The following is a 14,574-nucleotide window of genomic DNA, read 5'->3' as shown; positions in this document are numbered from 1 at the left end:
TTGTAATTTAATTGAATTTGTTGGAATTTATTTGTTTTCCCGTTGACATTTTAATTTCCATCCGTTATTGTAAAGAAAATACCCTTTTCCAAAGATCCGAAGGGATGTGATCCATATTGGTTAAAAAAACGAACCTGCTTGCCGAAGAACGCCGGGAACAGATGATCCGGCTGGTCAATTCCAGCGGCAGCATGCGGGCCGCTGAGCTTGCAGATTACTTCGGCGTTTCCGGTGAAACCATTCGCAAAGACCTGGCCCTTTTAAACGGGCAGGGACTTTTAAAAAAGAGCTTCGGCGGCGCGGTTTCCCTCGCTGGGGCGCAGGAAATTCCCGTCAGCATGCGGGCGCGCGAACATTCCGGCAGCAAGGCCAAAATTGCCATGCGGGCGGCGGAATTCCTGTCCGGCCAGATGGTTGTGTATATCGACGCGGGCAGCACGGCGCTTGAATTCGCAAAGCTTGTCCCGGACGGCGACCTTGTGGTCGTAACAAGTTCTGTCGCCGTTTTAAACCAACTCGCCGGGTCGGGCGTGACAGTGTATTTCACAGGCGGCGAATTTTCTTCCGTAACGATGTCGGTAAACGGATTGTGGACAAAGCAGTCTATTTCGTCTGTAGCGTTCGACCTTGCGGTGCTTGGGTCAAGCGGTTTTGAAGCGCATACCGGGCCGGGCGTAAAACTTTTTTCCGACGCGCAGACCAAAAAGGAAGTGCTGCGGCACGCAAAGACCAAGCTGGTGCTTGCGGACAGCTCTAAATTCACGAAAGCCGCCATCGTCCAATACGCGCAATGGGCAGAGATCGACGCGCTGATTACCGACTCCGGCGCGCCGGGGGACTGGGTCCGCGCACACCGGGACACACTCGAAATCATTACCGTTTAAATTCATACTAAGCAAAGGAGAACCTGTAATGGATAACAAAATCGGCATGAGTTTCACCTATTGGTGCCAGGACTGGTCGGGCGATTTCCGTTATTATGCGCGGAAAATCGCCGGACTTGGTTACGACGTGATGGAAATGTCCCTCACAAACCTCGACTCCCTTTCCAGAAGCGGGCTTGACGATGTGAAAAAGCTGGGCGAAGACCTTGGCCTCGGTTTTTCCTTTACCGTAGGCCTTACCCCGGACCGGGACCTTACCGTGGAAGACGAAGCCGTGCGCCGGAGGGGAATCGAATATGTAAAGCGCCTGCTGGAAACGGCGCATTACATGGGCGGCGACGTACTCGGCGGTCTTTCCTACTGTGCATGGCCTCCCGTTTTCCCGCCGTATCCCTTTGACCGCAGCGCGTATATGGACCGCGCCGCGTCGAGCCTCGGCGAAGTGGTAAAAACCGCGGAAGACCTCGGCATGACGCTGTGTTTTGAAGTCGTGAACCGTTTTGATGCGTTCCTCTTTACCACGGTGGATGAAAGCGTCGAATTCTGCAAACGTGTGGGCAGCCCAAACCTCAAAATGCATCTCGACACATTCCACATGAACATTGAGGAAGACCTGATTGGAGCCGCTATCCTGCGCGGCGCGGGGCACATCGGCTATTTCCATGTGGGTGAAACGGACCGCAGGCCGCTTGACGGCAAGGGCCGCATGGACTGGGATGAATTTTTCTCCACGCTGGCAAAAATCGATTACCGGGGCTGCATTATCCAAGAGCCGGTCATCCGGTCTGGCGGGCAGGTCGGTTATGATATGCGCATGTGGCGGGACCAGTCCCACGGCGCAGACGAAGCGCAGCTCGACGCTATGGCAAAGAGTTCCCTTGACTATATCCGCGCAATGTGCGCAAACTATTAAACGAATTTGGAAAGGAAGAAGCAAATGAAATACGGGTTATTGTACCACTATTGGTCGGACGGCTGGTCGTGCGACTATATTGAAACGGCAAAGAAAATCAAAAACGCGGGGTTTGACGTCATGGAAATCGGCGGCGACCACCTGAGCCAGATGAGCGCTCAGGAAATGGACGCGCTGCACGGAACCACACAGGATCTCGGCCTTGAGATGTCCGTCAATATCGGCCCGGCGCGCGACCAAGACCTCGCCTCCGAAGACAAAGCCACGCGCGAACGCGGCGTCGCCTACCTTTCGGACGTCCTCAGGCGCATGGACCGCATTGGCTCGAAAATGATGATCGGCGCGCTCTATACCTATTGGCCGGCGGATTTCAGCATTGAAAACGATAAAGAGCGCGCATGGGAACGGTCCATCGCTTCGCTGCGGGAACTTGCAAAAGTGGCGGAAGACCTGGGCGCGACCTGTTCCCTGGAAATCCTGAACCGTTACGAAGGCTATATCCTCAATACCTGCGAAGAAGGGCTTGAATATCTTAAACGGATCGGCAGCCCGAATATAAAGCTCCTGCTCGACACCTTCCACATGAGCATTGATGAAGACAGCCTCCCAGGGGCGATCCGCCTCGCGGGGGACCGCCTTGGGCACATGCACCTCGGCGAGGGAAACCGCAAGGTTCCCGGCCTTGGCTCTATGCCGTGGGCAGAAATCGGCCAGGCCCTGCGCGATATTCATTTTAACGGCTTTGCCGTCATCGAACCGTTTATGCGCTACGGCGGGCAAATCGCAAAGGACGTGCATTTATGGCATGATTTCTTCCCGGGCGCTACCGAGGCGGATATGGACAGGATGCTTGCCGATTCGCTCGCGTTTTTAAAACAAAATTTCGAAGCATAGTTTTCCGAAATCTGTCTTTCCGTCAAAAAACAGTGTATAAAAACAGGCGGGCGCGGGCGCGCAAGCCTGTTTTTTGTTGTGGAATACATTTACAGGCTCCTTATAACGCATTTTTGTCCAAAGCCAAACGATGTTTCCGCTCGATGCCAGCATCATTGCGCTTGCTTGGAATAGTAATTTTATGAAAAGATACTCCTATAGCCGGCACATAGATGAATAACGGCACAGGAATTCGTTTCTTGCATTTGATGCTGTCTTCTTTGCTGTTTTCCGGCCCCACTCCTTTTTTATCCATGCATAGGGGCTTCTTCCTGTTTTGGGACGGCTCCGCATCCAGCCCGCCGTTTTAGGTTTTCCTCCATGCAGCCTCTTCACGTGGAGGCGCCCGCAAAAACCCTTTTTTCCGCGCTTTTTGCGGGCGGGCATGTCGCCGGCCTTCCCGCGCAGGTGAAAAGGGTTGACATCGCGCATCCTGCCCGTTATACTACAATAGTCCGATTTCATACATTCCGGTTTCGGACTATCTGACAGGAGGATTATAATGCAAAAAGAACCACTGAAAGATGGCACCATCGAGGCCTACCGGGCAGGGTATAAGGACCTTGACCGGATCTGGTCCGTTTTATCCAAAGCGTGCGGCCTATCCGACGCCGAATATTGGTCGCTGCTGATGATCCGCGAAGGCGCGCTGACGCAGCATGAGATCAGCGAGCGTCTTTTTATGAGCAAACAGACGGTAAATTCTGCGTTCCGGCAGCTTGTGAAAAAAGGATTGGTGCGCCTTACGGCGCAGGAAGATAACCTGCGCGTGAAGCAAATTGTCCTCACGGAGGAAGGCGAACGCTTTTCGCGGCGCTATATCGACGATATGCTCCGGCTCGAAGAACGGGTTTGGATGGAACTTCCGGCAGAGGAGCGCGTGCTTTTGACGCGGCTCACCCGTAAATACAACGGCCTGCTGGACGCAGAACTGCAAAAGCACCTGAAATAGCGGCTGGGTCTGGCAAGAAAACAGGTGCGCCCGGTTATGCAGAACAGCCAGACGCATTTTTTCTATCACCTGAAAGGAGTATGCAAATGAGAATCAGGCTTTCGGATCATTTTACCTATAAACGGCTGCTCCGTTTTGTGATTTCCCCTGTCCTGATGATGATTTTCACTTCCCTGTACAGCATTGTGGACGGCTTTTTCGTATCCAACTTTGTAGGTAAAACGCCGTTTGCCGCCGTGAACCTCATCATGCCCGTGATGATGGGAATCGGAACGGTAGGATTTATGATCGGCACCGGCGGCAGCGCGATCGTATCCAAAACCCTTGGCGAAGGAAAACACGAACAGGCACAGCGCTATTTTTCCATGCTGGTCTATACCGCAATTATAATCGGCGGAGTACTGTCTGCGGCCGGGTTTATCTTTATTCGCCCGATCTCGCAGGCACTGGGGGCGACGGGCGAACTTCTCGATAATTGTATCGTTTATGGCAGGATCCTGTTCCTTTCCATGACGGCGTTTATCCTGCAAAGCGTATTCCACAGCTTTTTTATCGCCGCGGAAAAACCCGGGCTCAGCCTGAAAGTGTCGGTTGCCGCGGGGCTTACAAATATCATACTCGATTATGTGTTCATCGCTGTCTTCCACTGGGGAATCGCGGGTGCGGCCATTGCCACGGCAATCGGCGAAGTGATCGGCGGGGTGGTGCCCATTTTGTATTTTTCCCGGAAAAACAACAGCCTGCTTCGCCTGGTCCGGACCCGCTTTGAAGGCAGGGTGCTGCTGAAAACGTGCGCGAACGGCGCTTCCGAGATGGTCACGAACCTCTCCATGGCCATTGTCAACATCCTCTATAATTTCCAGTTGATGAAGCTCGCGGGAGAGGACGGCATCGCCGCTTATGGCGTCATCATGTATGTCAACTTTATTTTCATGGCGATTTTCCTCGGCTATTCCATTGGCAGCGCGCCCATCGTCAGCTATCATTACGGAGCGCAGAACCATGCGGAACTGAAAAACCTGTTCAAAAAAAGCCTGCTGCTTGTGTGCGGGGCCGGTATTATTCTTACGGTGCTGGCGGAAGTCTTCTCCGGCCCGCTGGTGGGCATCTTCGTCAGTTACGACGCCGGATTGTTTGAAATGACCCGCCACGGGTTCCGGCTGTATGCCCTCGCCTTCCTGATGATGGGCGTCAACGTGTGGGGCTCGGCGTTCTTTACGGCCCTCAATAACGGCGCGGTCTCCGCGGCGATCTCCTTTTTGCGCACGCTCGTATTCCAGGTTTCCGCCGTGCTGATCCTGCCCCTTTTGCTTGGGGTAAACGGGATATGGCTCGCGGTCGTCGCCGCCGAAGCACTCGCCCTTGCCGTCACCATTTCCTTCCTTGCGGCAAAGAGAAAACGGTACCATTACGCATAAAAAATCCCCGGCCATACCGGGGCCGGACAAAAAAGGGACAGCTTGCCTGAAACATGCCGCCACTGCGCGTCTGGACCGTTTTTCGATTCTACTGCGCGCAGCCGTAAAGCCGCCATATGAGCGGGCCTGCGCGCGCACATATTGTCCTTGCCCGCAAATAACAGCTTAGAGCCAATCCCCCGCGATAAGAGTTTATCTGCAGTCTGGGGGATTGCGTGTTTGGCGCGCTATCCCTCTATTTTCATCGTCTGCATTTCTTCTTTGGTGATATGATTTTTTGCACCGTACGCTTCCCAAAATTTCGCGGAGGCGCCGACGAACATTTTTTTGGTCAGCGGCATACGCGCCTTGAGCAGCTTGTTCCCGCCTTCATCCACCGCTTTTGCAAACTTTTTGAGCTTGCGCTTTACCGTCGGTACGAACGGCGTATCGAGGATCGCTTCTCCCGAGCCGATGCGCAGTGCCGACCCAAACAAAAAACCGTTGCTTTTGCAAAAAAAACGTATCATCTCCACCGCGGTATCGTTCTGTTCCGGTTCAAGGAACCCGCAGTTTACCAGCACGTGAACCACCGGTTTTTTCTCCGCCTCATACGTTTCCAGTTCCTTTAAGAAGCGCATCAGCGTTACCGGCAGGCCGTCTGCATACAGCGGAAAGGCAAGCACGAGGCCGTCATACCTCCCCAGCGTTTCGCAAATCTCCCGGTGCCGTTTTTCCGTTACATTATACTCGTCCGCTCCGCTGTTCAGATATTCCCTGAGCAGCGCGGCGTACCGCTTTGAATTTGACCGCGGCGCGCGCGGACTTCCGTTTACGATCAGCAGCTTTCCCATTTTTGCACCTCCCCGCATATCGCGCCGTCCACTTCTTCCTCTGGAACGAAGCGCACGTCCCATTTTCGGAAGGACATATTGTGCGCATTCCTGCCGGCCAGCCTGCGGAACAAAGCCTTTTCTTCTTCGCAGATGTCTCCATAGGCGATGATAACCGCCTCTTTTTCCGCTACATCCCTTTGAACGTGGTGCGTTTCCCCGCCGTGTATGCGGATAAACGCCTGCTGAACGGGTATCGCGCGCTCGAGCATCGTTTTCATGGGGATATCGTACGAACCGCAGTAAAGCCGGCTGACGTAAAGCACCCGTCTGCTCTGCGCGATCAGCGGGTATACCTTAACCGCATCGTCGCGTATCACGCACTTTCCCGGCGTCTTTACCCAGCAGCCAAAGCAGCCCACGCAGTTCGCGATCTTCATTTCCGAAAGATCAATATACCGGTTCTCTTCGTTTGCAGGCAGGCCCGCGGGAAGCGTCCTGTCGCTCAGTAAAAGGTTCATACCATTCTCCTTTTCCTCTTTCCTGTAATATGACTAACCGATTTTATGCATATTCTACCATATTTTTAAAAAAGCTGCTAAAAAAGGCGCCTGCCTCTGTGGCAAACGCCTTCTGTCTCACTTTGCTTTACCGGAAATATTTTACGCCGCCCTCGAAAATTTTCTGGTCGTAATCGCCGGGAACATTTTTGGCGATATGGAGGCCTGCGCGCTCGGAGTGGCCCATCTTGCCAAGCACCCTGCCGTCCGGGCTCATGATGCCCTCGACAGCCGCCATCGATCCGTTGGGGTTAAACGGCATGTCCATCGTTGGATTTCCGTCCATATCCACATACTGCGTGGCGACCTGCCCGTTCCGGAAAAGTTGTTTCAACTCTTTTTCCGACGCCACGAACCGCCCCTCGCCGTGCGATACGGCGACCGACTGGACCGCGCCCGGTTCGGAAAGCATGAGCCACGGGGAATTCGCGCTGGTGATGCGCGTACGCACGATGCACGAAACATGCCGCCCAATGTTGTTATAGGTCAGCGTGGGCGAATCGTCCCGCATTTCGCGAATCTCGCCATAGGGCACGAGGCCAAGCTTGATGAGCGCCTGGAACCCGTTGCAGATGCCGAGCATCAGGCCGTCGCGGTTTTTAAGAAGGTCGTGCGTCGCATCCTTCACACGGCCGGAACGGAAGGTTGTCGCAATAAACTTCCCGCTGCCGTCCGGCTCGTCGCCTCCCGAAAAACCGCCGGGCAGCATAATCATCTGCGCGTTCGCGATCTCGCTTGCAAGCAGCTTGATGCTTTCTTCAATCATAAGCGGCGAAAGATTGCGCATGACGACCACGCTGGCAACCGCGCCCGCTTTCTCGAACGCCTTTGCCGTATCGTATTCGCAGTTGGTACCCGGGAACACAGGAATCACGACGCGCGGAACCGCGGTTTTATATTTGCTGACAAAGATATCCTTTTTCTCGTAGATGGGCGTATCTACCCGGCCGCTGTCCGCCGTTTTGGTGGGGAATACCGGCTCGAGCGCGCCGGTATATGCCTCGAGCGCACGCGCAAGCGGGATGCTCTCGCCCATTGCCTCGATGAACGGCTCCTCGCGGATTTCGCCCACGAGGGTAAAGTCCGGATCGGCAATATCCGCCGCTTCCACGAGCAGCGCGCCGTACATCTTGCGCGTAAGTTCCGAAAGGTCCTGCGGGAACAGCTTCACCCCGAGACCGTTGCCAAACGCGCATTTCGCCGCGCCTGCAAGCAGGCCCCCACGATCCACCGCATATGCGGAGACCACGGCTTTATCCTGTATCATTTTATGCAGTTTATCATATTTTTGTTTGACGTCCTCAAAATCCGGCATGCCGTCCTGGCCGCGCACGATATCGAGCAGGTAAAGCTTGTTGCCCGCCTGCTTGAATTCGGGGGTAATGACGTTTGCCGCCAAAACGGGAGCCACGCAGAACGAGCACAACGTGGGCGGTACGTCGATATCCTTGAATGTGCCGCTCATGGAGTCTTTGCCGCCGATGGCCGCGACGCCAAGCTCCTTTTGCGCATGATAGGCGCCAAGCAGCGCCGCGAGCGGCTTGCCCCAGCGCGCGGGATCATCCGTCATACGCTCGAAATATTCCTGCAGGGTCAGCCATGAATCGCCGACCGCGCCGCCGCCTGCCGTAAGCTTCGCTTCGGAAAGGAGGATGGCGTATACCGCGCCGAGGAATGGGCTTTTTTCCATTAGGTACGGATCCATGCCGTAGCTCATCAGCGTCGCGGACTTGCTGTCCGTATCCTGTACGGGAATCTTCGCGCACATCGCCTGTACGGGCGTCATCTGGTGTTTGCCGCCGAGCGGCATGGTCACGCTGCCCGCGCCGATGCTGCCGTCGAACATTTCCACAAGGCCCTTCTGCGAACAGATATTGAGGTCGGAAAGCAGGAACAGCAGCGTTTTTTCCACCGTGTCCTCCGTCTTTTCCGCAAACAGGTTTTCCGTATCCGCGCCTGCCACTTTCGCTTTCGCATGCTGTGTCGCGCCGTTGGAATTCAAGAATTCGCGCGTAATATCCACAATGGTCCTGCCGTTCCACATAAGGCGCATGCGGCCTTCGTCCGTCACACGCGCAACGAGCGTCGCCTCAAGGTTTTCGTCCTCAGCCAGCTTAAGCACCTTATCCAGGTCCTGCGGGCGGATCACCACCGCCATACGTTCCTGCGATTCAGAGATCGCAAGCTCCGTGCCGTCGAGGCCCTCGTATTTTTTGGGGACCGCGTCGAGGTTGATATCCAGCCCGTCCGCCAGTTCTCCGATGGCAACGCACACGCCGCCCGCGCCGAAATCGTTACAGCGCTTTACCAGCCTGGAAAAATTTTTATTGCGGAACAGCCTTTGCAGTTTGCGCTCGGTGAGCGGGTTGCCCTTCTGTACCTCCGCGCCGCATTTCTCAATGGATTTTTCGTCGTGCGCCTTGGAAGAACCCGTTGCTCCGCCGCAGCCGTCGCGCCCTGTGCGTCCGCCGATCAGGATCACAAGGTCGCCCTCCGCGGGCTCTTTGCGTTTCACCTGTTCCGCCGGGGCCGCCGCGATCACCGCGCCGATCTCGAGGCGCTTGGCTTTATAGCCTTCGTGGTATACTTCCTCCACAAGGCCCGTCGCAAGGCCGATCTGGTTGCCGTAAGAGGAATAACCGTGCGCCGCCTCGCGCGTGATCTTGCGCTGCGGCAGCTTATATTCCATTGTGTCCGCAAGGCTTTCGCGCGGGTCGGCGCTGCCCGTTACGCGCATTGCCTGGTAAACGTATGACCGTCCCGAAAGCGGATCGCGGATCGCCCCGCCAAGGCACGTCGCCGCGCCGCCGAACGGTTCGATCTCCGTGGGATGGTTGTGCGTCTCGTTTTTAAACATAATGAGGTAATCGCGTTCCCCGTCGTAAGTCTGTATCTTGTGGCGGATGGAGCACGCGTTGATCTCTTCGGATTCGTCCATGTGGGAGAGTTTGCCCGCCCGCTTTGCTTCCTTTACATAAATGGTCGCAAGGTCCATCAGGCATATATCTTTTTTGCTGTTAAGCTTTCTGCGCGTATCAAGATAGTCCTCATATACGCGCTGCGCCGCCTTGGAAAGCGGATCGTCTGCAAATTCCACTTCATCGAGTTTCGTGAGGAATGTGGTATGGCGGCAATGGTCCGACCAATACGTGTCGAGCACCTTGAGTTCCGTTACCGTGGGGTCGCGCTTTTCGCTTTTGAAATAGCCCTGCGCGCACAGCATGTCTTCCGCCGTCATGGCGTAGCCGTTCTCCGCAACGTAATCGGCGACCTGCTTTTTCGTCATTTTGATGAAGCCTTTGACCGTTTCTACCCCTGTGGGAATATCGAGCTCCATTTTAAGCGTATCATAGGGCTCAAGGGATGCTTCGCGCGAATCGACCGGGTTAATGACATATTTTTTGATGGCCTCTGCCTGCGCGCTGGTCACGCCTTTCAGCAGATAGACCTTTGCCGTACGCACGTCCGGGCGCTCGCCATGGGTCAGCAGCTGTACGCACTGCGCCGCGCTGTCCGCGCGCTGGTCGTATTGGCCGGGCAGGTATTCCACCGCGAACACTGTGTAGCCCTTCGCGTCCGGCAGCACGTCCATATAAACCGTATCGACGGCAGGCTCCGAGAACACGCCCCGCACGGCGGCGGCAAACGATTCATCGTCCATTCCCTCCACGTCGTAGCGGTTTAAAATCCGCACGTCCTTCACCGGCACGCCAAGGTTCTGCGTGAAATCCGCCAGCTTTTCCTGCGCCTCCACGTCAAATCCTTTTTTCTTTTCCACAAATAGTCTTCTTACGCTCATACCCTGTAACGCTCCCTCCATCGCCGCATCGTTTACTTTGCATATCTTTGCTTTCCGGCCGTGCTCTGCGCGTCCGGAACATTGTATCTTCTTGCCCATGAAGCCTGCCGCGCCGGGCCGGGGCCGGTCTTCCGGCGCAGCCGCCGCCCGCGCTGTTTCCGGTTCCCCCCGCATCGCCGCTTTTACGCGCGCGGCAGAATCCCCTCATGCTATCATTTATTATATCATAACTTATTCCCGCGACGAACCCCCCTGCGCAAAATCATGCGTAAGTGAACAGTAAAATGTAAATGGGGATCGTGAGGAAGGAAAGCAGCGTCGTAATTGCGACGCCCCGCGCGGCAAACCCGGTATCCGCGCCCGAGATCTCGGCAAAGATGGTCGTCGTGACCATGGCGGGAAGGCTCATCTGTATGGTGAGCACTTCGGACGGGAAGGCCGCAAGGCCCATGCACGCCGTTATCCCAAGCATTGCGAGCGGCGACACAAAATACCGCCCCACAAGCGCCCACGATATTCCCTTATCGAATTTCCTGATGCAGGAAATTCCCGTGCGCTGCAGGATCATGCCCACGAACATCAGCGCAAGCGGGGAGGTCACATCCCCGATATACGAAAGCGCGGAAGAAAGAAATGCGGGCAGCCGCACGTCCAGCATCACGAGAACAAACCCCACGATGACCGCAATCATGGGCGGCTTGAATATCTTTTTTAAAATATCTTTCGCGCTGAAGCACGCGCCCTTTCCCCCGCACGAAAGCTCCATGCCGTCCCGCGCGATTTCTACGAAGCCGAGGCTGTTCATGAACGTGGTGTTCGCCACGTAATAAAAAAGCGCGAACACAAGGGCCTCCTCCCCGAAGATCGCCGTCGCCACAGGGAGCCCCACAAACACCGAATTGGAAAACGAAAACAGCGCCGTAAAAACGCCGCGCTGTGTTTTCTTGATTTTTGCGATTTGGATGACCAGCTTCGCGGCCAGCCATGTGGCGCCGATGGCCGCAAAGGAAGCGAGGATATAAATCCACGAATCCGCAAGTGTTTCCGCCGTAAAGCTCGTAAGGAACGCCATGACCGCCGTGCATGGCAGGGTCACGTTTACGATCAGGTTGCTGATGAAATTTGTGACAGCCTTTCCCGCCCAGCCTGCGCGCGAAACGAAATATCCGACGGCAATGATAACGACCACCATAAGCACTGCCTGTATTGCCTCGAAAATCATTGTTTCCTGCTCCGTAGGAACCGGCGTTTTGCCGGTCCGCAAAAAATTTTTTATAGCGGTTTATCAATCGTTTCGCATCATCTATGTTAAACCGCTGTAAGCGCCCGGCGAAGGCCTTTCCTGGATATACCGCCCTGCCTTTCCTTTGGACAAAACCTTCCTCTATACGGACGTACCCCTCGTATTCGCTTTCCCGGCGCAGGGCAGGCTGACAGAAACCCCAGGCGGGGATGGGCGGGAAGCCTTATCTTTTTTTACGGGCAAGAGCGCGCACGCCTCCGCACGGATAAAAGCCGCTGTGCTCTCATCCCGATAAAGTGTAAAGCCGCGCAGCGGCGGAACTTTTCCGGTTCCCTTGGGCGGCGCTACACCAGCGCGTTATAGATGGCTTTTACCGCTTTCTCGAAATCGTCGTTCTCCACACCCACGATGATATTGATCTCACTCGATCCCTGGTCGATCATGCGCACGTTTACATGGCTTTGCGCAAGCGCCGCAAACAGCTTGGCCGAAACGCCCACCTGGCGGATCATTCCGCGGCCCACCGTGGCAATAATCGCCATGTTGGAGGAAACCTCCACGCTGTCCGGCTGGCAGACAGAATGGATCTCGTCGATCAGGTCCTCGATGCAGTGGCGGATACGGATATCCGCAACCACGATGGAAATGGTGTCGATGGAGGATGGCATGTGCTCAAACGACAGCCCGAATTTCTCGAGGCAGGTGAGCACTTTGCGGCCAAAGCCGATTTCCGTATTCATGCCGTCTTTTTCAATCGTGATTACGGTAAAATTCTTTTTGCCCGCAATGCCTGTGATGCCATCCTTCGCGCCATCCCGCCCCTCGATGGCCGGAATAATCATGGTGCCGCTGTTTTCCGGATCGTTCGTGTTCTTTACATTGATGGGGATCGCCGCCTCAAGCACAGGGAAAATGCTGTCCTCATGCAGCACGGTCGCGCCCATATACGCAAGCTCGCGCAGCTCGCGGTACGTGACTACGTCGATCTTCTTGGGGTTTTCCACGATGCGCGGGTCTGCCATCATGAAGCCGGAAACATCCGTCCAGTTTTCATACAGGTCCGCGTTTGCCGCGCGCGATACAATGGATCCCGTGATATCGCTGCCCCCGCGTGAGAACGTCTTGATTTTGCCGTTCGGCAGGCTGCCGTAAAAGCCCGGGATCACCGCACGTTCGTGCAGTTTCAGCGCCCCCGGCAGGATAGACAGCGTTTTTTTCGCATCATAGCTTCCGGTTTCATCAAAAAAGATTACATCCGCCGCATCCACGAAATCGTAACCCAACAGATCCGCGATGAGCAGCCCGTTGAGGTATTCGCCGCGGGAAGCCGCATAATCCTCGTTCGCGCCCGTTTTAATATCCCGGTACATCTTTTCGAGGTGTTCCTCGATTTTGATGGAAAGGCCGAGCGCATCGCGGATGTCCGTATAGCGGCGCACAATCTGGTTATAAATCTCATCCGTCTCCTCAAAATGCGCCGCCGCATCGTGCAGGGAATACAGCAGGTCCGTGACCTTGACGTCGTCTTTAAAGCGTTTGCCCGGCGCGGACGGCACGACAAATTTCCTTGCCTCGTCCGCCTCCACGATCTGCTTCATTTTCAGGATTTGCTCCGCAGACGCGAGCGAGCTGCCACCAAACTTTGTTACTTTGACTGCCATGTTCATTCCCCCACCGATTTATTCTTCTTCCGGCGCTGCCGGTTCTTCTTCTTTTGCGTAAGGAGCGATCAGCCGCCCCTCGAGGTAATACCGTTTTTCTTCCGCTTCCCCGAGTGAGAACGTCTTCTTGGGCAATACGCCGCATTTCACGATCAGGTCAAAAAACTCTGTCTTTTCCATCGCTTCAAAGTAAAAGCCGATGTTGTCATACTGCCGCGAAAGCTCCATAAACGCTTCGTCGCCGTGGATATAGTCGAGCTTTGCGGACGGATTTTCGCGGATATATTCCTCAAAAATTTCCTGAATTTCCCCCACTGCCAGCGGATGCTCCGGGTTTTCGATGATGATGCGCCCCGCGCCGTCGTGGTACAGGAACGGAATCTGGTACGTTCCGTCGTGCTCGATTTCGCTGCGCCAGCGGCCGAACACCAGCTTGGCCTTCTTGCCCTTTTCACGCAGGCGCTCCACCAAATATTGCACACAGCCCGCCGCGTTGACGCCGAACATCACGCGGTGTATGGGCATGAATTCCACCGCAGGATCGCGCAGGTTGATGATTTCGCACAGCGCATACCGGAGCGGGTGGTCTTTTTGTTCTTCCGCGGGAAGCATTGCCTTCGTTTCTTCCCAAATGGTTTTTGCCGTAGCCAGCGAATGATTCCCGTCGCCTACGCAAAACATCATGTTGTCCCGCCGGGGCAGCTTCGCAAGCGCGGCTTCCAAATCCGCGAGCAGCTTAGGCTGGTCCACAAACCAACCTTCGATGCGCCCGCCGTCCATCATCAGGTCAAAATCGTAAAGCTTCGGCAGGGAATTCCTCTGCGTGTGCAGCGGGCCGATGACGCTGTCCTGCTCATCGTCCATCAGCAGCATCACGTGCGGCAGCTCCACCGCCGCGCCCCGCCGTATCTCCGCGCGCGGAGGGATCCGTGAAAGCACCGTCTGCTCCGTCGCCCGGAGAAGCGGTCTGTTCTCGATCCTGTAGTCGTATTGCTCGAGGTCCATTGCCAGAAGGATGCCCTTGCGCACCTTGCCTCCAATGTGCCGCTCTGTCAGGATTACGCCTTCGGGAAGCTCTTGCAGCACGCCGTCTTCAAGATATGCGCGCATGGTTTCCTTCATCTCTGCAATGTGGTCCCCGACCTGTTCATCCTCAAGATAAATTTCAGGAAGCGTGATATGCAGTGTGGACGGCGCATTTCCCACAAGCCGTTCCACCGACTTCCAGTAATCCGGCTGGGACGTGAACTGGTCGCATGCGATACAGGCCCATTTTGCAAGGTTGACATTTTCCGCCGGCAAAAGCACGCGCGGTATTTTGAACCCCTGCTCTTTTTTTTCTTCCATCGTCTCCTCCAATTTCTGTCTCCCCACCGGAAATAGATTCGGCATAAAGATA

Annotated in this window: 12 protein-coding genes; 5 read left to right on the top strand and 7 right to left on the bottom strand. The window is 55.3% G+C overall.

Annotated elements, in window-relative coordinates:
* Positions 1 to 116 precede the first annotated feature (116 nt).
* Genes H8S18_RS09300 through H8S18_RS09290 form a run of 3 tightly spaced genes read left to right on the top strand, consistent with a single transcriptional unit; the run spans position 117 to position 2,691 of the window.
* A complete protein-coding gene (locus tag H8S18_RS09300; protein ID WP_186858030.1) occupies positions 117 to 884 on the top strand; it encodes a DeoR/GlpR family DNA-binding transcription regulator in 768 nt (255 codons plus the stop codon).
* Between the two features lie 28 nt (positions 885 to 912).
* Positions 913 to 1,797: a sugar phosphate isomerase/epimerase family protein gene (locus H8S18_RS09295; protein WP_186858029.1), complete on the top strand. Its 885-nt coding sequence runs from the start codon at positions 913 to 915 to the stop codon at positions 1,795 to 1,797.
* Positions 1,798 to 1,821: 24 nt separating this feature from the next.
* Positions 1,822 to 2,691 (top strand): D-psicose 3-epimerase, encoded by an 870-nt coding sequence (locus H8S18_RS09290; protein ID WP_186858028.1) that lies wholly within the window; start codon positions 1,822 to 1,824, stop codon positions 2,689 to 2,691.
* Positions 2,692 to 2,791: 100 nt separating this feature from the next.
* Here H8S18_RS09290 and H8S18_RS09285 read toward each other — a convergent pair whose 3' ends face one another.
* Positions 2,792 to 2,986, bottom strand: a complete 195-nt coding sequence (locus H8S18_RS09285) for a hypothetical protein (protein WP_186858027.1) — start codon at positions 2,984 to 2,986, stop codon at positions 2,792 to 2,794.
* A 246-nt stretch (positions 2,987 to 3,232) separates the two neighbouring features.
* Between H8S18_RS09285 and H8S18_RS09280 the strand changes: the two genes are divergently transcribed.
* Complete coding sequence (locus H8S18_RS09280) at positions 3,233 to 3,682, top strand: MarR family winged helix-turn-helix transcriptional regulator (protein ID WP_186858026.1); 450 nt, start codon at positions 3,233 to 3,235, stop codon at positions 3,680 to 3,682.
* An 86-nt stretch (positions 3,683 to 3,768) separates the two neighbouring features.
* Entirely contained in the window at positions 3,769 to 5,100 is a 1,332-nt protein-coding gene (locus tag H8S18_RS09275; protein WP_186858025.1) for an MATE family efflux transporter, read from the top strand.
* 227 nt (positions 5,101 to 5,327) lie between these two features.
* On the opposite strand, the gene H8S18_RS09270 is transcribed toward H8S18_RS09275, so the two are convergent.
* The 6 genes from H8S18_RS09270 to H8S18_RS09245 form a co-directional block, all read right to left on the bottom strand.
* Entirely contained in the window at positions 5,328 to 5,933 is a 606-nt protein-coding gene (locus H8S18_RS09270) for a hypothetical protein (protein WP_186858024.1), read from the bottom strand.
* The gene (locus H8S18_RS09265) at positions 5,918 to 6,433 is read right to left on the bottom strand and encodes a flavodoxin family protein (protein WP_186858023.1); all 516 of its coding nucleotides are present in this window, start codon (positions 6,431 to 6,433) and stop codon (positions 5,918 to 5,920) included. The genes H8S18_RS09270 and H8S18_RS09265 overlap by 16 nt, the downstream gene beginning before the upstream one ends.
* A 127-nt stretch (positions 6,434 to 6,560) precedes the next feature.
* A complete protein-coding gene (locus tag H8S18_RS09260) occupies positions 6,561 to 10,271 on the bottom strand; it encodes a phosphoribosylformylglycinamidine synthase (RefSeq protein ID WP_186858077.1) in 3,711 nt (1,236 codons plus the stop codon).
* A 262-nt stretch (positions 10,272 to 10,533) separates the two neighbouring features.
* Complete coding sequence (locus tag H8S18_RS09255; protein WP_186858022.1) at positions 10,534 to 11,493, bottom strand: AEC family transporter; 960 nt, start codon at positions 11,491 to 11,493, stop codon at positions 10,534 to 10,536.
* Positions 11,494 to 11,858: 365 nt separating this feature from the next.
* Positions 11,859 to 13,175, bottom strand: a complete 1,317-nt coding sequence (locus tag H8S18_RS09250; protein ID WP_330598757.1) for an aspartate kinase — start codon at positions 13,173 to 13,175, stop codon at positions 11,859 to 11,861.
* Positions 13,176 to 13,193: 18 nt separating this feature from the next.
* Complete coding sequence (locus H8S18_RS09245) at positions 13,194 to 14,522, bottom strand: DUF1015 domain-containing protein (protein ID WP_186858020.1); 1,329 nt, start codon at positions 14,520 to 14,522, stop codon at positions 13,194 to 13,196.
* Positions 14,523 to 14,574: the final 52 nt, after the last annotated feature.

Origin of the sequence: Christensenella tenuis (genome assembly GCF_014287795.1) — a bacterium.
Classification (GTDB): domain Bacteria; phylum Bacillota; class Clostridia; order Christensenellales; family Christensenellaceae; genus Christensenella; species Christensenella tenuis.
The sequence above is the reverse complement of the archived record's forward strand: the minus strand, read 5'-3'. Positions and strand labels throughout refer to the sequence as shown.

Excerpts from the sequence above, each read along its gene's own strand:
- H8S18_RS09295 (WP_186858029.1), top strand. The coding sequence starts at position 913 with ATGGATAACAAAATCGGCATGAGTTTCACCTATTGGTGCCAGGACTGG.
- H8S18_RS09290 (WP_186858028.1), top strand. The coding sequence starts at position 1,822 with ATGAAATACGGGTTATTGTACCACTATTGGTCGGACGGCTGGTCGTGC.
- H8S18_RS09285 (WP_186858027.1), bottom strand. The coding sequence starts at position 2,986 with ATGGATAAAAAAGGAGTGGGGCCGGAAAACAGCAAAGAAGACAGCATC.
- H8S18_RS09280 (WP_186858026.1), top strand. The coding sequence starts at position 3,233 with ATGCAAAAAGAACCACTGAAAGATGGCACCATCGAGGCCTACCGGGCA.
- H8S18_RS09275 (WP_186858025.1), top strand. The coding sequence starts at position 3,769 with ATGAGAATCAGGCTTTCGGATCATTTTACCTATAAACGGCTGCTCCGT.
- H8S18_RS09270 (WP_186858024.1), bottom strand. The coding sequence starts at position 5,933 with ATGGGAAAGCTGCTGATCGTAAACGGAAGTCCGCGCGCGCCGCGGTCA.
- H8S18_RS09265 (WP_186858023.1), bottom strand. The coding sequence starts at position 6,433 with ATGAACCTTTTACTGAGCGACAGGACGCTTCCCGCGGGCCTGCCTGCA.
- H8S18_RS09260 (WP_186858077.1), bottom strand. The coding sequence starts at position 10,271 with ATGAGCGTAAGAAGACTATTTGTGGAAAAGAAAAAAGGATTTGACGTG.
- H8S18_RS09255 (WP_186858022.1), bottom strand. The coding sequence starts at position 11,493 with ATGATTTTCGAGGCAATACAGGCAGTGCTTATGGTGGTCGTTATCATT.
- H8S18_RS09250 (WP_330598757.1), bottom strand. The coding sequence starts at position 13,175 with ATGGCAGTCAAAGTAACAAAGTTTGGTGGCAGCTCGCTCGCGTCTGCG.
- H8S18_RS09245 (WP_186858020.1), bottom strand. The coding sequence starts at position 14,522 with ATGGAAGAAAAAAAAGAGCAGGGGTTCAAAATACCGCGCGTGCTTTTG.